Below are 18,470 nucleotides of genomic sequence, written 5' to 3' on the forward strand. Positions count from 1 at the left end.
AATGCGCCTTCCAGCCGTTCGGATATTCCGCTGCGAAGAGCAAAATCGTCACTTGCTGATACTCGGCAGATGCTCGATATATTGCAATACGGCGTTGACTGTAGAAGCGCCGTATAGCTTGACTTGAGCATCGCCGGGCAGTGCCTTCAGAAGGTCGCGCGCGGTCTCGCGCATCTTGCCGGCCCGCATGCTGTCGCCTTCCCGCTCGTAGAGGTCGCCAAGATCGAGGTAGGCGGCGACGAAGGAATGATCGAGATAGATCACTTTTTTCAGCAGCTCCTTGGCCTTGGCGAAGTCACCGCGTTCCTGGGTCAGCAGCGCCAGCAGGTAATGGGGCTCGGCCACCAGCGGATTCTTTGCGATCAATTCCTCGCAGGACTTGGCGGCCTGGTCCCGCTGGCCCTGATTTGCGTGCTGCCAGGCCTGGTGCATTTCCGACCCCGCCATTTCCTTGCATATCTCCGGAACCCCCTGCTTGGGAGGGGGTGGGGGGGCACTGGTTTTCCATATGGCAGACGGTGCCGCTGCCGTTCGTTTGGGCGCAGGGCGCAACGTTTCGGTAAGTGGTGCCTGTGGTGGAGGACAGTAAGGCGCAATGACTTTCTGGTACACGATGGATTCGGGGAATACCCTGGCGCGCAGCGCTCCCAGATGGTGGGCATACAGTTCGCCGTGTCCGGTGATCAATATTCCGCCTTCGGTCAGTGTTTCGGTGAACTTGTCCGCGATGCGGGAAACCACATGGGGAGCCATGTATATGAACGTGTTGCGGCACAGGATCAGGTCCATTTCATGCAGGCCGGAGGCGTGATCCGGAAACTGGTCGGCCACCAGGTCGCCCGGAAGAAATGACACCCTTCTGCGGATGGCGTCGTCCAGCACCCAGGTGTTCTTGTGCCGGTGGAAATAGCGCTGCCGCCGCTCGTCGCTCATCCCCCTGAAAGACCACTCGGTGTAGATTCCCCGCTGCGCCTTGTCGATGGCACTGTGGTTGATGTCCGTGCCCAGGATGTAGATATTCCACTGCGACTGGTCTGCCATCAGCTCATCCAGCAGGATGGCCAGGCTATAGGCCTCCTCGCCGGTCGAGCAGGCGGCGCACCAGATACGCAACATGCGCACAGTATTCCGGCGCTCGAGCAGTTCCGGAAGGATGCTGTTCAGGAGCAGGGCATGCAGCCCGCTGTCGCGAAAAAAATAGGTTTCACCCGCGGTGAGCGGAATAGCGAGAGCTTCCCGCTCATGCCGGATATCCGCAGCCGAGCTCAGGAGATGGAAGTATTGCTCTGCACCGGAAAGATTCAATGCCCGTACCCGCTCGGCGACTACCTTGCGCAGCAACTCATCGTCCTGTTCGCGAACCAGCACGCCTATCCGGCTGGCAATCAGGTCTCTGGTTCGCTTGAGGAGAGCTTTTTCCATCGCTGGTTTTCCGTTCGCTGGGTGGGCGTCCCCTCCGGTTAACGGGGCGAGTCACGCCTGAATGACGCCATCCTGAGCAAGGAACATCTGGCGATAAATACTGAGTTGACTCTAATTGGCGGTGGAATCTGCTTTATTGCAGTGGTGGCTCGCGGATATCCGGCTTCTGCTGCGAATGCTGCACCGTATCTGCTCAAATGAACGGCATCGATTACCAGACTGAGCCCATTTTTTTAAATAGTTGTGCCTATGTCGCCGGCAATGCCGCGCCCCTAGAATCAGTCCGAGTATTCATGGATATGGATATCGCCTGTTTTGTCGCTCGTCACAAGTCGTTGTTGGTTCTTGGTTCTATTCCGATCTTGCCAGACTTAACTTTAAGGACAGCACAGACATGCATGGAACTTCAAATGCCGGAAGCGGTGGTTCCAGTTCACAACACCAATCTAATGTCTTTAGATCGCCTGCGCTTATCTTCCTGATAATCGCGACTACGGTTTTTGTTTCCGAGGCGTTCATCATGCTGATGCTTCACCGTGGCGGGCCTCGGGAATCCGCTTGGGGCGAGGCGATGGCGGATGGAGCGCTATTGCTCATCCTCACCTCGCCGATGCTTTACGTTTTCCTTTTTCGCCCATTGGTCGTTCATATCCATGCACGCAACAGGGCGGTCGAGGCGCTGCAGAAAAGCAAGGAAGAACAGTTCAAGGCCATGGTCCACACTTCTCTGGATGGCTTCTGGATAACCGACAGGCTGGGGCACTTTCTGGAGGTGAACGATGCGTATTGCCAGCTGATCGGTTATAGCCGCGAAGAACTGTTGAATATGTCGCTATATGAGGCAGTAACCCTGGAAGAGACCAGGGCGATCAAGCGGCATTTCAGGAATGTCTTTGAAAACGGCAGCGAACGCTTCGAAACCCGGAACCAATGCAAAGATGGCCGGATACTGACCATAGAGGCCAGTGCCAATTACAGCAGCGCCGGTGGAGGACAGTTGTATTGTTTCGTCCGCGACATCACCGAGCGGCGCGAGCGGGAGGAAGCGCTGCGGCTCGCCGGGTCGGTGTTCAATAACGTGGAAGAGGCCGTGATGGTGACCGATCCGAAGAATCAGATCATCGCCGTCAATCCGGCGTTCACCACCATTACCGGCTATGCCTCCGACGAGGTTATCGGCAAGACCCCGCGCATACTGGCCTCAGGCAAGCATCCCTCTGCGTTTTACCGGGAAATGTGGCGGCAGTTGCTGAACATGGGCAGCTGGACCGGCGAGATATGGGACAAGCGCAAGAACGGCGAGATCTATCCGAAATGGCTGACCATCAGCGCGGTAAAGGACGAGCAGGGCGAGACTGTCGAATATGTCGCCATTTTCAGCGACATCACCGAACGCAAACGGGCAGAGGAAGAGATCCTCAACCTGGCCTTCTACGATTCGCTGACCAAGCTTCCGAACAGGCGCTTGCTGCTCGATCGTATCCATACGGCGCTGTCGATGTCGGCACGCAATCATTACTTCGGCGCGGTGCTGTTCCTCGATATGGACAGGTTCAAGGTGCTTAACGACACGCTGGGGCATGACCATGGCGACCTGTTGCTGATCGAGGTGGCTCAGCGCATCCAGGCCCATGTGCGCGAGGTGGATACGGTCGCGAGGTTGGGCGGGGATGAGTTCGTGGTGCTGTTCGAAGAGATCAGCACAAGCGCTGATGAGGCTACACAGAAGGTTGCGCTGATCGCCGAGAAGGTGCGGGCAGCCCTGGCCGCTCCCTATTCCCTGGACGGGCATGAACATCACTGCTCGCCGAGCATCGGGGTGTGCATGTATTGCGGCAATGAAGAATCGGTGGATGCGCTGCTCAAACGCGCCGACATGGCCATGTATCAGGCCAAGGATGCCGGGCGGAATGCGGTGCGTTTCTTCGATCCGGTCATGCAGCAAGCGGTGGAGTCCCGTGCGGCATTGGAGGCGGATCTGCGCCGTGCCGTACCCGGACAGCAATTGCGTCTGTATTACCAGGTCCAGGTCGGCGACGACCATCGCCCTCTGGGAGCGGAGGCGCTGGTGCGCTGGGAGCATCCGGTGCGCGGCATGGTGATGCCGGCGCAATTCATTCCGGTTGCCGAGGAAAGTTCGCTGATTCTGGATGTCGGTCATTGGGTGCTTGATGCCGCCTGTCGGCAACTCGCGGCGTGGGAAAAGAACGCGCAGATGCGCAACATGGTCCTTGCGGTCAACGTCAGCGCACAACAGTTCAGGATGCATGATTTCGTGGAAAAAGTGACGGCGCTCACGCATTCGCACGGGGTCAATCCCGCCCGGCTCAAACTTGAACTGACCGAAAGCGTGGTGCTGAACGATGTGGCTGACGTGGTAGCGAAGATGCGCGCGCTGAAAGAGATCGGGGTCAAATTATCGATGGACGATTTCGGCATGGGCTATTCGTCTCTGGCCTATTTGAAGCAACTCCCGCTCGACCAGCTCAAGATCGACCAGAGCTTCGTGCGCAATATCGCAACGGATTCCAACGATGCCGTGATGGTCCAGGCCATCATCGATATGGCGCAGAATTTCCGTATGGAGGTCATCGCCGAAGGTGTCGAGACCGAAGCGCAGCTGGATTTCCTCAAGCGGAATGGCTGTCTGGCCTATCAGGGCTACTTGTTCAGCAAGCCTGTTCCCGTTGACGAGTTTGAGCAAAATGTAATGATTTCTTCTCCTGAGCCGCAAACTGCAAACTTCCAGTTGCCTCCCCTGGTCCAGTTGGCCAGCCAGCCCGGACTGTGATGTCCCTTGCCCAGCGTGGCAAGCCTCGCATGGCATACCCTCATTGGGGAACCGTCTGCAGCGAATCCTGTCAGAGATGCCCGCGCATTCGCCTTCTTTCTTGCTGGCGGTTAATATGCGCACCCTCGCATGGGTTGCCCCGGTTTTTGCCGGTCCGCCCAGGTTCGTTATATAAGTTATTGGCAATCGCGTTATGAAAACAAAAGGCAAAACCCCAACAGTCGGCTTCGTCTCGCTCGGCTGCCCCAAAGCGACGGTGGATTCCGAGCACATCCTCACCCGGCTGCGCGCTGAGGGCTACCTGATCTCGGGCAGCTATCAGGAGGCCGACCTGGTGGTGGTGAACACCTGCGGTTTCATCGACAGCGCGGTGGCGGAGTCGCTCGACGCCATCGGCGAGGCACTGCAGGAGAACGGCAAGGTCATCGTCACCGGCTGCCTGGGCGCCAAGGGCGACGTGGTGCAGCAGGCGCACCCCAAGGTGCTGGCCGTCACCGGCCCGCATGCCACCGACGAGGTGATGGAGGCGGTGCACGCGCACCTGCCGCGGCTGCACGACCCTTACACCGACCTGGTGCCCGCGCAGGGCATCCGCCTCACGCCGAAGCATTACGCCTACGTGAAGATATCCGAGGGCTGCAACCACAGCTGCACCTTCTGCATCATCCCCAGCCTGCGCGGGCCGCTGGTCAGCCGTCCGGTGGGCGAGGTGATGCTGGAGGCGGAGAAGCTGATCGAGTCCGGCGTGAAGGAGCTGCTGGTGATCTCTCAGGACACCAGCGCCTACGGCGTGGACGTGAAATACCGCACCGGCTTCTGGGGCGGACGTCCGCTCAAGACCCGTATGACCGAGCTGGCCTCCGCAATGGGCGGGCTGGGTGCATGGGTGCGGCTGCACTACGTTTATCCCTATCCGCATGTGGATGAAGTCATTCCGCTGATGGCCGAGGGCAAGATCCTGCCTTACCTGGATATTCCGTTCCAGCACGCCAACCAGCGCATCCTCAAACTGATGAAGCGCCCCGGCAACAGCGACAATGTGCTGGCGCGCATCAAGCAGTGGCGCGAGACCTGCCCCGACCTCACGCTGCGCAGCACCTTCATCGTCGGCTTCCCCGGCGAGACCGAGGAGGAGTTCGAGGAACTGCTCGATTTCGTCGAGGAGGCACAGATCGACCGCCTGGGCGCATTCGCCTATTCACCGGTCGAAGGCGCGGCGGCGAACGAACTGCCGGACCACATTCCGCCCGAAGTGCAGCAGGAACGCCTCGCGCGCCTGATGATGCTGCAGGAGGAGATCAGCGAGGAACGCCTCAAGCGCAAGATTGGCAAGACCATCACCGCGCTGGTCGATGAAGTGGACGAGGAGGGGGCAATCGCGCGCAGTTCGGCGGATGCGCCGGAGATCGACGGGCTGGTCTATATCGAGGATGGGCAGGACTTGCAGGTGGGCGACCTCGTCGAGGTGAAGGTCACCGATTCCGATACGCACGACCTGTGGGCCCAATTGGCCAAATAAGCCAACTTGGCCAAATAAAAAGGCCCCGGAAGACCGGGGCCTTTTGACAGCGGGATGGCCGGGTTACTTCGCGCCTTTGCTGGCCGGTTCACCGGGCAGGCAATCGCCTGCCGGCAGTCCTTCGCACTGTTTTCCCATGTCGCGCTTGAATTGCTGGCGCTCTTCCGGCGTCATCTTCTCGAAGCGTTCGCGCATTTCCTTGCGGTGCTCCGCGCGTTGCTCCGGGGTCATGTCGCGCCAGTATTCATTCATCTTTTCCCGCATCTTATTGCGGTCTTCCGGCGACATTTTCTCCCAGTGGTCGTGCATCTGCTTGCGGCGTTCGGCGCGCTGCTCAGGGGTCAGGCTGTCCCATTCCTTGCGCATCTCTTCATTGTAGGAACGGCGGTCTTCCGGCGACATGCGCTTCATGTCCTCGTGCAGCCTCTCGCTCATGGTCTTGCGTTCCTCGGGCGACATCTTCTCCCAGTGATCGCGCATCGCCTTGTGGTGTGCGGCGCGCTGTTCGGGTGTCAGTTTCTGCATCTCCTTGTGCATTGCCTCGCGCTCCTTGGCGCGCTGTTCCGGTGTCATGGTCTTCATGCGTTCCAGGCGCTGGATGTGCTCTTGCACGTAAGGGGCGCCTGCGGATGCGGTATCAGCAGCCAGGGCGTTCAGGTTCAACGAGGCGACGATGCCTGCGGCGATCATTGTCTTCAATATGGTGTTCATGGTGTTCTCCTGCTGGATGGTCGAATCATGCCGTAATCGGCCCTGCATGGCCGTTCAACCGGGTTGTCGAATGACGATGGCCGGCCACTGGTTGGCGTGTAGCGCATGATGCGATGGAACTGTAAGTGGAGTATTTATACTAAGGGCGGGATTGTAAATGATTGTTGCGGCGCGCCGCGATGCTCACAATTCCTTACAGCCATCTACAGTGTTCGGATTATCATGCGACCATGAGTGACCCAAACCGCATTCTCATTATCGACGACGACGCGCGCTTGCGCGAATTGCTGCTGCGCTATCTCGGCGAGCAGGGCTTCGACGCCCGTGCCGTCCATGACGGCGAGGCGATGGACAAGGCGCTGCGTCTGGGGCGTTATCAACTGCTGGTGCTCGATCTGATGCTGCCTGGAGAAGATGGCCTTGCCATCCTGCGCAGATTGCGCGCTTCGGGAGAGAGCGTGCCGGTGATCCTGCTCACCGCAAAGGGTGATGAAGTGGATCGCATCGTCGGTCTGGAGATGGGGGCGGACGATTACCTGCCCAAGCCGTTCAACCCGCGTGAACTGGTCGCGCGCATCAACGCCGTGTTGCGCCGCAAGGGCGGACAGCCGATCGGCGCGCCCGATGCCGAAGAAAAGACCGTGAGCTTCGGCGATTGCGAACTGAATCTCGCCACGCGCATCCTTACCAAGTCCGGTGCGCCGGTTGTGCTGACCACCGGCGAGTTCGCCTTGCTCAAGGTACTTGTGACACACCCGCGCAAGCCGCTGTCGCGCGACAAGCTGATGGAGCTGGCGCGCGGGCGCGGTCACGACCCGTTCGACCGCGCCATCGACGTGCAGGTCTCGCGCCTGCGCAAGCTGGTCGAACCCGACTCCGCGAATCCGCGCTTCATCCAGACGGTGTGGGGACACGGTTACGTGTTCGTGCCGGACGGAGTGAAGTCTTGAGATTCCTTCCCCGGACGATACTGGGGCGCGCCTTCCTGCTCATCGGGGTACTGATCGCGCTGTCGGTTGCCGCGTCGGTGACGATTTTCCGCCACGCCGTGCAGGAGCCTCGCGTGCAGCAGATGGCGGAACTGGTGGTGTCGGCGGTCAACCTCACCCGCGCCGCCGTGCTGTCCTCCGCACCGGAATGGCGCGGTGCGCTGCTGGAGGAACTGCGCGATGCAGAAGGCATGCGCGTGCAATTGGCCGATGCCGCCGACGTGATCCAGCCCATGCCGGAGCATCCGTCTGAACTCCGGCTGATGATGGATGAGGCGCGCAACCGCCTGGGGGGCGACACACGCTTTGCCGCCAGGCTCAACGGCGCGGAAGGTCTGTGGGTGAGTTTTCGTATCGGCGGGGACGAGTTCTGGCTGTCGCTGCCCAGGGAGCACATCGACCATCCGCTTTCGCAGGTGTTGCTGGCGTGGGGCAGCATGGTGTTCCTGCTCGCCCTGGTCGGCGCCTACTTCATTGCGCGCCAGGTGGCGTGGCCCCTGAAACGGCTCGAACATGCGGCACATGAGGTGGGCGAGGGCCATATGCCGCCGCCGTTGCCGGAACGGGGTGCACAGGAGATCGCAACCGTATCGCACGCCTTTAACCAGATGTCCTCCGACCTCGCCGCGAGCGAGCGGGAGCGAGCGCTGGTGCTGGCAGGGATCTCGCACGACCTGCGCACCCCGCTGACGCGCGTGCGCATCGCCGCCGAGCTGACCGCGGATGCCTCGCTGCGCGAAGGGTTGGTCGCTGACGTGGAACAGATGGATGCCGTGATCCAGCAGTTCCTCGATTATGCCCGCCTCGACGAGAGCGAGGTCTCCGTGCCGACCGATGTGCATGCACTGGTGCGCGAGGTCGCACAGAGCTTTTCGGCGCAGGCCAGGTCGCTCGACCTCGACCTGCAACCGTTGCCCCAATTTTCTGTCAGGCCGCTGCTGCTGAAACGCGCGTTATCCAACCTCCTGGAAAATGCCATCAAGTATGGCGGTGGCGAGATCACCGTGCGGCTGCACCGCATGGACAGCGGGGTCGAACTGAGCGTGGCCGACCGCGGTGCAGGTATCCCCGACGAACTGCGCGAAACGGCCAAGCGCCCGTTCATGCGCCTGCAAACTGCGCGCAGCGATGCCGGCGGATCCGGCCTGGGCTTGGCCATCGTCGAGCGCGCCGCGCATCTGCATGGCGGCAAGTTTCATCTGGAAGGTCGTGAAGGGGGCGGGCTGTTAGCTAGGCTGGTGTTGCCGGACCGCTGAAGAATTCCACCGCAACCGCCTCGTCGCGAGTGCGCTTGAACGGCGGCAGACTCTGCCAGATGCGCCTGCCGTAGTGCTTGCCGATGATGCGCGGGTCGCAGATCATCAGCACACCGCGGTCGTTCTCGTCGCGGATCAGTCGCCCCGCGCCCTGTTTCAGCGTGATGATGGCGCGCGGCAACTGGTATTCCATGAAGGCGTTGTGCCCCTGTTTCTTCAGTTGTTCGATGCGCGCCGACAGCACCGGATCGTCGGGCGGGGCGAACGGCAGCTTGTCGATGATGACCAGCGACAGCGCTTCACCTCGCACGTCCACGCCCTCCCAGAACGACTGGCTGCCGAGCAGCACCGCGTTGCCATGCTCCCTGAATCGGCTCAGCAGTTCGTTGCGCGAGCCTTCTCCCTGCAGCATCAGCGGATAGTCCCAGCCGCGCCGGTCGAATTCCGCCTGCAAGATCTCATGTGCGCGCTGCATCGCGCGCAGGCTGGTGAACAGCAGGAAGGCGCGTCCCTTGCTGGCCTCGATCAGGGGGAGTGCCGCCTGAACCACAGCTTCTGTGTAGCCCTCGCTGTTCGGCTCGGGCAGGTTCTGCGGCACGTACAGCAGGCCCTGTTCGCCGTAGTTGAACGGGCTGTCCCAGCAGGCGGTTTGCGCCTTGAGCAGACCCATCTCGCCCTGGTAGTGGGAGAAATCCTGTTTCACCGCGAGCGTGGCCGAGGTGAATATCCACGCACGCGCGCTGCCGTCGATCTGCTTCTCGAATATCTCCGCGATGGACAATGGCGTGGTGTTGAGTTGCAGCGAATGATGGAACACCTCGAGCCAGCGCACCTTGTCCGGCGCGTCGCCGTCCTGCCATTGCTTCAGCTGTTGCGACAAGGCCTGTGCGCGCTGCCAGCAGTTCTCCAGCCCCTCGCTGCGCTCCGCCTGCTTCTCCAGCAGGCCGGAGAGTTGCGCGAGCTTCTCGTGCGCCGCCTTCAGTGCGGACGGGAATTCCTTGAATCCCTCCGCGACGCTGGCGGGCAAGCGTCCTTCCTTCTTGAATGACAGACGCAGGTCGCGCGCGACCTTGTCCAGTTCGTCGCAGCCCTTGGGCAGCGCAGCGAAATCCTTGGCCGAAGTCAGTGCCTCGATGCGCGCGTCTTGCGACAGGTCGAGCAGCTGCGAGGTCGAGATGCTCTCGCCGAAGAACAGGCTGGCGGTCTCCGGCAGCTGGTGCGCCTCGTCGAAGATCACCGTGTTGCAGGTGGGCAGCAGCTCGGCCACGCCCTCGTCGCGCAGCATCACGTCGGCGAAGAACAGGTGATGGTTCACCACCACCACGTCGGCTTCCATCGCCTCCTTGCGCGCCTTGAGAACGAAGCATTCCGAGTGCTGGGGGCATTCCTGACCGAGGCAGTTGTCGCGCGTCGAGGTCACGTTCATCCAGATCGGCGCGTTCTCCGGCACGTCGGCCAGCCCGCTCTTGTCGCCGCTCAGCGACTCCTTGGCGTAGCTCACGATCTTGCCCAGATGCTTCACATCCTCGCGTGTCTTGAACAGCCCGTTCGATTGGGCCAGTTCCAGATGGTAGTGGCACACATAGTTCGAGCGCCCCTTGAGCAGTGCCACCGACACCGGCGCCTTCAGCGCGTCGCGCACCATCGGCAGGTCTTTCTGGAACAGCTGGTCCTGCAGGTTCTTGGTGCCGGTCGAGATGATCACCTTGCCGCCGTTGAGCAGCGCGGGAACCAGATAGGCGAAGGTCTTGCCCGTGCCCGTTCCCGCTTCGGCCACCAGGATAGCGTTGCCGCGGATCGCCTCGGCCACGGCCATCGCCATCTCCCGCTGTTGTGCGCGCGGGCGGAAAGACGCCACCTCGGAGGTAAGCGGGCTCTGATCGGAAAAGAAACGTTCGACTTCGGTGGACACGGGGGAAATTAACTAAGCAATCAGGATGATAGATTTTCAGGGAAGACGTGACTTATAGTGCGGCAGCGATTTTACGCGATGACAGAGTGGAGAGTGGGGATTTCGATGCCCCGCAGCATTTTTGTTGGGTATCGCTACGCTCAACCCAACCTACGAAAGCTTACAAAGATATGCAGATTTATGTGGACGCCGATGCGTGTCCGAAAGTCATCAAGGAAATCCTGTTCCGCGCGGCGGAGAGGCTGCAGATCCAGTTGACGCTGGTGGCGAACAAGATGCTGTATTGCCCGCCATCGCGGGTGATACGGGCGATGCAGGTACCGGCGGGTTTCGATGTGGCCGATAACAAGATCGCTCAACTGGTTGAGCCGGGCGACCTGGTGGTCACCGCGGATATCCCGCTTGCCGCCGATGTGATCGCACGGGGCGGCCATGCCTTGAATCCGCGCGGGGAGTTCTATACCAAAGACACGATCCAGGAAAAGCTGACCATGCGCAACTTCATGGACGGCCTGCGCAGCAGCGGCGTGGAGACGGGCGGCCCGTCGGCATTCAGTCAGCGAGACACTCAGGCGTTTGCGAAGCAGCTGGACAAGTTTCTGGCGAAGCGTCCGTAGCAAGGTCCCCTCGATGTGCGCAGGCACACGCTCCCCTTGTGGTTCCGGCAGTAAGCAAATCAGCGTATGGAATCCCCCAAGGGTTGCTGGTTATAGTGCGGACGCATCGATTCGCACCAAATTCGAGCTGGATCAATCACCCATAAGGAGCCGCCATGAAGCCTCGCATCTCTCTGATTACTCTGGGCGTGGACGATCTGGAAAGATCGCTTGCGTTCTACCGCGACGGCCTCGGGTTGCCGACGCAGGGGATCATCGGCACGGAGTTCGAGCACGGAGCCGTGGCCTTCTTCGATCTGAATGCGGGATTGAAACTGGCGATCTGGCAGCGGGCCAATATTGCATACGACTGCGGTGTTCCTCTTGGGGCCCCAAGTTCTACCGAGTTCACGCTCGGACACAATGTCGCTTCCAAAGCAGAAGTCGATACGGTAATGGAACAAGCCAAAAAGGCAGGCGCCGTCATCGTGAAGTCAGCGCAGGATGCGTTCTGGGGCGGCTACTCGGGCTATTTCAAAGACCCCGACGGGCATCTATGGGAGGTCGCATGGAACCCGCAATGGGAACTTGCAGAATGAGGATGGCTGGCCGTCCTCATCCACGACGGCAGGCGTCATGAAATAGAGTCATTCTCGGGATTCCTCCCCGGGAGTTGCTTCCGGCGTCATCAGATTGATTCCTTACAATAAAACTCAAGTTTGCGTGTAGAATGCGCGCCGCATTTATACGGCTATTCAAAAAAAGTTTTTTCCGATAGAACCAAAGTTTTTTGCCATGGTCGGAAGCGCGTTTGTGCGCAGCTTCGAGGTGTCGAAGCGGACGCGAGTGCGTCGTTTGTCGGTCAATTGTTTGGGTGTGACATGCAGCAAATCGATAGAAATCGCATCAATGAGGGCAGGACCGTGAAGGTCTGGGACCTGTTCATCCGTTTCTTCCACTGGACGCTGGTGCTGGGATGCGTGACAGCCTTCATCTCCGGCGAGGTCCATGCTTCAGAGATCCATGTGCTGACCGGTTATGCCCTTTGCGCATTGCTGGTGGCGCGGGTGTATTGGGGATTCAAGGGCAGCGAGTTCGCGCGCTTCCGTTCTTTCATCTTTTCGGTCGGCGAGACGCTGGCCTATGTGCGTTCGATGTTCGGGAAACATCCCTGCAAGCATTACTTCGGGCATAACCCGGCGGGGGCGCTGATGGTGTTCACCCTGCTGGGATTGCTGGCCTCGCTGATGGTGACGGGGCTGGTGACCCTGGCTGCGATCGACTTCGAGGGGCCGCTGGTGTTCCTGGCGAACGTCGTGAGCGATGAGACCAGCTATGCGTTCCGTCATGTCCACGAGTTTCTTTCTACGGTTGGCCTGGTGCTGGTCGCATTCCACCTGATGGGCGTGGTGGGGGGCAGCATTCAGCACAATGAAAACCTGGTGAAGGCGATGGTCACGGGGAAGAAGGAATTGCCGGCGAATCAAAATGAGAATGGGGAACGTTAAAATGAAGGGTATCAAGTTGATGTGGGGGGGCGCTCTATGCCTCGCGGCATTTTCAGGGACGGCATGGGCGCAGGATCAGGCGGCTGAGTTGCCGCTGCTCTCCAGCGAATACGTCAAGGACTACGAATCGTTCAAGCTGGCCGCGAACGAAACGGATGTGCTGGTCAAGAGGCCGGAAAACACTTCACCGGTATTGAAACAGCCCGAGTTCGAGTCCCCGATGTTCACCGGCACCAAGATGCACCAATACCTGGGGCTGGCGACCGTTGGTGCCGCCGCCGCGACGTTCCTGACCCATTTTCATCCCTGCGAAGGTCCAAACTGCGGCCCCCAGCCGCCGCGCAAGACGCACGGCGCGCATGCGAACCTGGGTAGGGCGACGGCCATCCTGGCGGCGGCGACGGTCGCCACCGGTTTGCTCTATCACTGGGACGACTTCCATGCGGAAGACGGCGTGTCCGACCCCGACAACCTGCACGTCATACTGGGTGCGACCGGCGCTGCACTGATGGCTTATGCGATAAACAAGTCCGCACGCTCCACAGTGCCCACCAGCCATGCGGCGATGGCGGAACTGGGGGCGCTCAGCATGGTGGTCGCGATCAAATTGACCTGGTGATGGAGAGATAGAGTGAAGAAGACATACACATTGATGGCAGTGATCGGCGCGTTGTTCATGGCTTCCAACGCTTGGGCGACTCCGGCTACCGACGGGCTGTTCGCGCGCTACAAGTCCCAGGGCGCACCAGGCTTCGATGCCGAACGCGGCAAGAAGAACTGGACCAAACGGGTCAAGAGCGAGGGAGGCGAGATGATGTCCTGCACCACTTGCCACGGCGACGACCTGACCAAGCCGGGCAAGCATAACAAGACCAGCAAGGTCATCCAGCCGATGGCGCCGAGCGCCAATCCTGAGCGCCTCACCGATGCGAAGAAGGTCGAGAAGTGGTTCAAGCGCAACTGCAACGACGCATGGGGACGCGAGTGCACGGCGCAGGAGAAGGGCGATTTCCTCAAGTTCCTCTTGGCCAAATAACGATGGGAGAGATGATGCAAAACAGATTCAAAGCGGCCATGCTGGCCGCAGGATTATTGACCAGCAGCGGCGCTGTCCTGGCCGAAGAGACTTTCACTGGGTGGTGGATCAGCCCGTGGCGTCACAAGGAAGTAAAGCCGGTCGACAACAAGACCTGGAAGGAAGAATGCGGCTCTTGCCACATGGCTTATCCGCCCGGCCTGTTGCCGAGCAAATCCTGGGAAAAGCTGCTGAACGAAAAGGCCCTGGGCGATCACTTCGGTGACGATGCTTCGCTGGACGAGGAGACGCTGAAGGAGATCCGCGATTACGCGCTGGCGAACGCGGCGGACAAGTCCTGGTACAAGCGCTCGCGCAAGATCGCGATGGCGACCGAACAGGTTGAGGCACCGCTGCGCATCACCGAGGTGCGTTACATCAAGCGCAAGCACCACGAGATTCCCGAGAAGATGATCAAGGGCAACAAGGACGTGAAGTCGCTGAGCTTCTGCAACGCCTGCCACACCAAGGTGGAAGAAGGCACCTTCGATAACGACACCGTGCGGATTCCGAACTATCCGGACTGGAAGGACTGATAGCCTGGAGCCAGAATAAAGGGAACTCGCGTTTGCGAGTTCCCTTTTTTTCGACCATAGTCAGTGCCCACCAAGACGGGCAACGAAAGGCGGTCTTGCCCACCAGATCAGCGTGACCAGCGACAGCATCAGCAGTGCAGACAGTGTCAGGATGTGATCGGTGGCGAGGGTATAGGACTGGGTGTTGATCATGCGCTCCAGCCAGGCATGGGCGGCATCGTCCGGCATGCCCAGTTGGCGCAGGCGATCCAGGTAATCGTTTACCGCCGGGTTATAGGGATGGATGTTTTCCATCAGCCTTGCATGCTGTTCCGCTGCGTCGCTGGCCCACAGCCAGGTGGTGATGGCGGTGCCGAAACTGGCGCCCAGGTTGCGCATGAGATTGGTGATGCCGGAAGCCGCCGCGACGCGCTCCGCGGGCAGGCCGGAAATGCTGATGGTGACCAGCGGCAGGAAGAAGCAGGCGATGCCGATACCCATGAACAAGCGGCTCAGGGCGACCGGCCAGTAGTCGATGTCCGGGGTGAATCGCGCGCTCCAGAAGCCGACCAGCGCAAACACGATGAAGCCGAACGTGGTGATGGCCCGGGCATCGATACGGTTGATGTAGATGCCGATGACCGGTCCGAGAAAAAACGCCAGTACGCCGCCGAACGCTACCGTCTTGCCCGCCCAGAACGCGGTGTAGCCCTGAAAGACCTGCAACCACAGAGGAACGATCACGACTACGCCGAAGAACGCGATCGAACCCAACAGCAGGCACACCGATCCCACCAGGAAATTGCGCTGAGCAAACAGGCTCAGGTCGACCAGCGGCGCGGACTCGCCCAGTTCCCAGACGACGAACGTCAACAGCCCGACTGCCGACAGCACCCCCAGCGTGACGATGGTAGCGGAGTTGAACCAGTCCAGTTCGTTGCCCTTGTCGAGCAGGATCTGCAGCGAACCGATGCCGACGATCAGCAGGGCCAATCCGACCCAATCGATTCTCTGATGGCGTTTGGCGGGCTGGATGACATCGCGTCCCGCCATCAATATGGCCACGGAAACACCGACCAGCAGACCGACCGGCAGATTGACCAGAAATATCCAGTGCCAGGTGGCGTTGTCGATCAGCCAGCCGCCCGACAGCGGGCCAACGATCGGCGCGATCACCGTGGTCATCGCCCAGATGCCGAGCGCCAGCCCGCGCTGATGCGGCGGGTAGATGGTGGTGAGCAACGTCTGCGACAAAGGGATCATGGATGCACCGAACACGCCCTGCATCACGCGCGAGGCGAGCAGCATCGGGAAGGAGAATGACATCGCGCATAGAAGCGAGGCCAGGGTGAACAGCAGGGTGGAGGCGACGAAGGTGCGCACTTCACCAAAGCGTCCTGCAAGAAAACCGGCCAGCGGCAACATGATGGCCTCGGCTACCGAATAGGACGTGATGATCCAGGTGCCCTCTGTCGGCGTGACCGCAAAATCCCCAGCCATGGTAGGCACGGCAACATTGACGATGGTCAGGTCCAGAACATTCATGAACGAGCCCAGGCCGAGAGCTATCGTGGCGAGCACCAGTCTGATGCCGCTGAGCACGCCGGGAGCAACCGGTGCACCAGCGATATCGGTGGCTTGAGCGGAGCTCACTTTCGTTCCAGGTTGTCGGCGATGATCTGCGCCACGTGCGCATCGGCGGACTTGATGTCCTGCGCATATACGGCAGTGGCGGCGATCGCCCTGGCATCGGGCAAGGTCGTCAGCATGGGGCCGCTGCGGTCATGCGTGTCGATGCTGACATCCATTGAGAGTCCGATGCGCAACGGATGCGCCTGCAACTCCTTGTCATCCAGCGCGATACGTACCGGCAGGCGCTGCACGATCTTGACCCAGTTGCCGGTGGCGTTCTGCGCGGGCAGCAGGGCGAAGGCGGAGCCGGTGCCGGGCGTCAGGCCCAGTACCTTGCCGTGAAAGGTGGTAGCGCCACCGTAAAAATCGGAGGTCAGCGTGGCGGGCTGGCCGATGCGCACATCGCGCAATTCGGTTTCCTTGAAATTGGCATCCAGCCAAACCTTGTCGAGTGGCACGATAGCCATCAGTGCAGCACCGGGAACGACTCGTTCACCGAGTTGCACCGTGCGCTTGGCGATCTGTCCGCTGACCGGTGCGCGTACGCGTGTGCGTGCCAGCGCGAGCATCGCTTCGCGCACCCGTGCTGCGGCGGCGCGCACATTGGGGTGGTTTTCCAGTGACGTGTTATCCACGAGCGCGCTGGATATGCTGGCCTGGTCCTGGGTCTGCGAAATCGTCGCACTGGCTGCTTTTACCGCGCTGGCGGCTGCGTCATATTGCGCTTTTGCCGCATCTCTTGCCGTTTGTGCGATCTGCACGTTCTCCGGCGAAATGAAGTTTTGCCGGGCCAATGCCTCACGGCGTTTGAATTCCGATTCGGCCTGGGCCAGCGTCGCGTTGCTACGTGCCAGTTCCGCTTGCGCACGTGCCAGATCGGCGCGGCGCTGCGCGAGGAGCGGCAGATTGCCGTGATTGGCTGCATACAGGCCGCGCACTTCGCGCACCGCCGACGCCAGTGCGGCTTCGGCAGAGTCCAGCTGCAGGCGAGAGTCGTTATCGTCCAGTTGCACCAGAAGTTGGCCTTCGGCCACGGCTTGGGTGGTGTCGCCGTGAATGGCGATCACCGTTCCGCCGGTCAGCGGCGTCACCGCGACGATGTCTCCGCCGACATAGGCATCGTCGGTTGTGGTGCGCCACTTTCCGATGAAGAACCACCATGCGGAGACCGCCAGCAGGATCGTCGCCAGCGATACGGTGATGAGCAGCAGGAGTGTGCGCCGCCGGCCAGGTGTTATGGGAGGTGTCCGGTTTTCGGGATCGATCATGAAGGTGGGCCGAGGTTACCCACTCAACAGGGCTGCCAAATGATGCCTAGCGCAAGGAGAAGGTCATGCAGTTGGCTTCGCTTCTGATCATGCCGACCTGGATGCTTTCCGCCATGCATTCCAGGTCCTCGTTGTGCTTGCAGGATGCCGTCTTGCAGGCACCGATGCCGGCGATTTGTTTGGTCTGTTTGGTGTGTGCCGTTCCCGCCATGAAAGTGTCGCAGCCGGGATGAACACTGTCACCGATGGTGATGGCGCGGGCGTGGCACTTGCTGCTGCCGTTGTAGCTGCACTCGCTGACCATGCATTTGCTGACCATGGGCATTTCGATGGTGACTTTGTTCATGGGGCGATCTCCTTGACTGGTATCCGGACGGCTCAAGATGTCGACCTGAGGGGGGCGTTGCCGCTATGCATGGTAGCAAGGGGGAGGACCTCCATGCAGTGCAGCAACGCCTCCGGCAGTTCGCGGAATAGAGTACCGTCGGCCCGCCGGCCTCGCGACAGCAGGTTTCCGTTGCGAGGCTTGTCAGGTTAGCCACTTCGTCCGACATTTCAAATAAGTAATACAACCTATTTTTCCCTGTCATTCAGGGGAGTTGCCGGATTATTCGTATTGGTTTTTCATTGATCGGAATAGATCGAGACGCTTGCCTGCGGAGGTTGTTCGGCACTCTGGAGGCCGTACCCGCGGGGGAATGCGCAGGATGAAACAATGACTATCTAGGCCGAACTATCTAGGTAATCGTGGCTATACCTATGCCGAATTGCCTAGGCCGGATGGCATATGGTTATTTGGTGATGCACTTGCTACTGTTCCAGCCCGTTAAAGTTTACGCAGCAGGATTGAAAATGGTCCGGGGCGATATTCGCTAATGAGGCGGCCCCTTTTGTTGTTGGTCATTCTTGTGGAGGTTGTCATGAGATTCTTTACCGATCAATTTTTTTCGGAAGCACAGAAAACCAGGCTTTTGGAGAATACACACCTGATAGAGCATCCCAGCGTAAGGCTGGGAGATCAGGGAATTCAGTCCCGTCAGCAGGAACCAGTGTTCTATATGGAATGGCAGCAGGACCATACAGATCCGGCGAAAGTGGCGGTGGACGAAGGCCTGAACGGACCGGCGCAGGTTACTGATCTGTCTGCGGTGATGGTGATGCTGCTGGTGGGCGTGTTCGGTGGGCTGTTCGTGTTTGATGTGCTGATAGGCTGACGGCTTGAAACAGGCGCCGATGGCATATGCCATCGGCGTTTTTCATTGTGGGCCATGCTTGC

Annotated in this window: 18 protein-coding genes; 12 read left to right on the forward strand and 6 right to left on the reverse strand. The window is 60.1% G+C overall.

Features of this window, described 5'->3' with window-relative positions:
* Window positions 1–48 precede the first annotated feature (48 nt).
* Window positions 49–1,422, reverse strand: a complete 1,374-nt coding sequence (locus tag FGKAn22_RS04025) for a CheR family methyltransferase (RefSeq protein WP_212786697.1) — start codon at window positions 1,420–1,422, stop codon at window positions 49–51.
* Between the two features lie 197 nt (window positions 1,423–1,619).
* Here FGKAn22_RS04025 and FGKAn22_RS04030 point away from each other — a divergent pair, with 197 nt between their 5' ends.
* The 3 genes from FGKAn22_RS04030 to rimO all read left to right on the forward strand — a co-directional run bounded on the left by FGKAn22_RS04030 (window position 1,620) and on the right by rimO (window position 5,732).
* Complete coding sequence (locus FGKAn22_RS04030; RefSeq protein WP_212787236.1) at window positions 1,620–1,904, forward strand: hypothetical protein; 285 nt, start codon at window positions 1,620–1,622, stop codon at window positions 1,902–1,904.
* Between the two features lie 38 nt (window positions 1,905–1,942).
* Entirely contained in the window at window positions 1,943–4,213 is a 2,271-nt protein-coding gene (locus tag FGKAn22_RS04035; RefSeq protein ID WP_246487453.1) for a sensor domain-containing protein, read from the forward strand.
* A 193-nt stretch (window positions 4,214–4,406) separates the two neighbouring features.
* A complete protein-coding gene (gene rimO, locus FGKAn22_RS04040; protein ID WP_212786699.1) occupies window positions 4,407–5,732 on the forward strand; it encodes a 30S ribosomal protein S12 methylthiotransferase RimO in 1,326 nt (441 codons plus the stop codon).
* Between the two features lie 63 nt (window positions 5,733–5,795).
* Here the strand turns inward: rimO and FGKAn22_RS04045 are convergent, their stop codons facing one another.
* The gene (locus FGKAn22_RS04045) at window positions 5,796–6,443 is read right to left on the reverse strand and encodes a DUF3106 domain-containing protein (RefSeq protein WP_212786700.1); all 648 of its coding nucleotides are present in this window, start codon (window positions 6,441–6,443) and stop codon (window positions 5,796–5,798) included.
* A gap of 230 nt (window positions 6,444–6,673) precedes the next feature.
* On the opposite strand from FGKAn22_RS04045, the gene ompR reads away from it, so the two are divergent.
* Window positions 6,674–7,393: an osmolarity response regulator transcription factor OmpR gene (gene ompR, locus FGKAn22_RS04050; protein ID WP_212786701.1), complete on the forward strand. Its 720-nt coding sequence runs from the start codon at window positions 6,674–6,676 to the stop codon at window positions 7,391–7,393.
* A complete protein-coding gene (locus FGKAn22_RS04055) occupies window positions 7,390–8,688 on the forward strand; it encodes an ATP-binding protein (protein ID WP_212786702.1) in 1,299 nt (432 codons plus the stop codon). Before ompR ends, FGKAn22_RS04055 begins: the two co-directional genes overlap by 4 nt.
* Here FGKAn22_RS04055 and yoaA read toward each other — a convergent pair.
* The gene (gene yoaA, locus FGKAn22_RS04060; RefSeq protein WP_212786703.1) at window positions 8,663–10,600 is read right to left on the reverse strand and encodes a DNA repair helicase YoaA; all 1,938 of its coding nucleotides are present in this window, start codon (window positions 10,598–10,600) and stop codon (window positions 8,663–8,665) included. The two genes, FGKAn22_RS04055 and yoaA, sit on opposite strands and share 26 nt — an antisense overlap.
* A 170-nt stretch (window positions 10,601–10,770) precedes the next feature.
* On the opposite strand from yoaA, the gene FGKAn22_RS04065 reads away from it, so the two are divergent.
* From FGKAn22_RS04065 to FGKAn22_RS04090, 6 genes are all read left to right on the forward strand, one after another.
* Window positions 10,771–11,217, forward strand: coding sequence for a YaiI/YqxD family protein (locus tag FGKAn22_RS04065; RefSeq protein WP_212786704.1), 447 nt, complete (start codon window positions 10,771–10,773; stop codon window positions 11,215–11,217).
* A 155-nt stretch (window positions 11,218–11,372) separates the two neighbouring features.
* Window positions 11,373–11,795, forward strand: coding sequence for a VOC family protein (locus FGKAn22_RS04070; protein WP_212786705.1), 423 nt, complete (start codon window positions 11,373–11,375; stop codon window positions 11,793–11,795).
* 282 nt (window positions 11,796–12,077) lie between these two features.
* On the forward strand, window positions 12,078–12,704 hold the full coding sequence (locus FGKAn22_RS04075; protein ID WP_212786706.1) for a cytochrome b/b6 domain-containing protein: 627 nt from the start codon (window positions 12,078–12,080) through the stop codon (window positions 12,702–12,704).
* 1 nt (window position 12,705) lies between these two features.
* A complete protein-coding gene (locus tag FGKAn22_RS04080; RefSeq protein ID WP_212786707.1) occupies window positions 12,706–13,323 on the forward strand; it encodes a hypothetical protein in 618 nt (205 codons plus the stop codon).
* A 12-nt stretch (window positions 13,324–13,335) separates the two neighbouring features.
* A complete protein-coding gene (locus tag FGKAn22_RS04085; RefSeq protein WP_212786708.1) occupies window positions 13,336–13,740 on the forward strand; it encodes a DUF1924 domain-containing protein in 405 nt (134 codons plus the stop codon).
* Window positions 13,741–13,754: 14 nt separating this feature from the next.
* The gene (locus FGKAn22_RS04090; protein ID WP_212786709.1) at window positions 13,755–14,315 is read left to right on the forward strand and encodes a diheme cytochrome c; all 561 of its coding nucleotides are present in this window, start codon (window positions 13,755–13,757) and stop codon (window positions 14,313–14,315) included.
* 60 nt (window positions 14,316–14,375) lie between these two features.
* On the opposite strand, the gene FGKAn22_RS04095 is transcribed toward FGKAn22_RS04090, so the two are convergent.
* The 3 genes from FGKAn22_RS04095 to FGKAn22_RS04105 are packed head-to-tail and all read right to left on the reverse strand — an operon-like array spanning window position 14,376 to window position 17,540.
* Window positions 14,376–15,947: a DHA2 family efflux MFS transporter permease subunit gene (locus FGKAn22_RS04095; protein ID WP_212786710.1), complete on the reverse strand. Its 1,572-nt coding sequence runs from the start codon at window positions 15,945–15,947 to the stop codon at window positions 14,376–14,378.
* Window positions 15,944–17,194 (reverse strand): HlyD/EmrA/EmrK family protein, encoded by a 1,251-nt coding sequence (locus FGKAn22_RS04100; protein WP_212786711.1) that lies wholly within the window; start codon window positions 17,192–17,194, stop codon window positions 15,944–15,946. Before FGKAn22_RS04100 ends, FGKAn22_RS04095 begins: the two co-directional genes overlap by 4 nt.
* Before the next feature lie 46 nt (window positions 17,195–17,240).
* Entirely contained in the window at window positions 17,241–17,540 is a 300-nt protein-coding gene (locus FGKAn22_RS04105) for a DUF1540 domain-containing protein (RefSeq protein WP_212786712.1), read from the reverse strand.
* 574 nt (window positions 17,541–18,114) lie between these two features.
* Here FGKAn22_RS04105 and FGKAn22_RS04110 point away from each other — a divergent pair.
* On the forward strand, window positions 18,115–18,408 hold the full coding sequence (locus tag FGKAn22_RS04110; protein WP_212786713.1) for a hypothetical protein: 294 nt from the start codon (window positions 18,115–18,117) through the stop codon (window positions 18,406–18,408).
* The last annotated feature ends 62 nt before the right edge of the window (window positions 18,409–18,470 follow it).

Source organism: Ferrigenium kumadai, assembly GCF_018324385.1.
GTDB classification, from domain to species: domain Bacteria; phylum Pseudomonadota; class Gammaproteobacteria; order Burkholderiales; family Gallionellaceae; genus Gallionella; species Gallionella kumadai.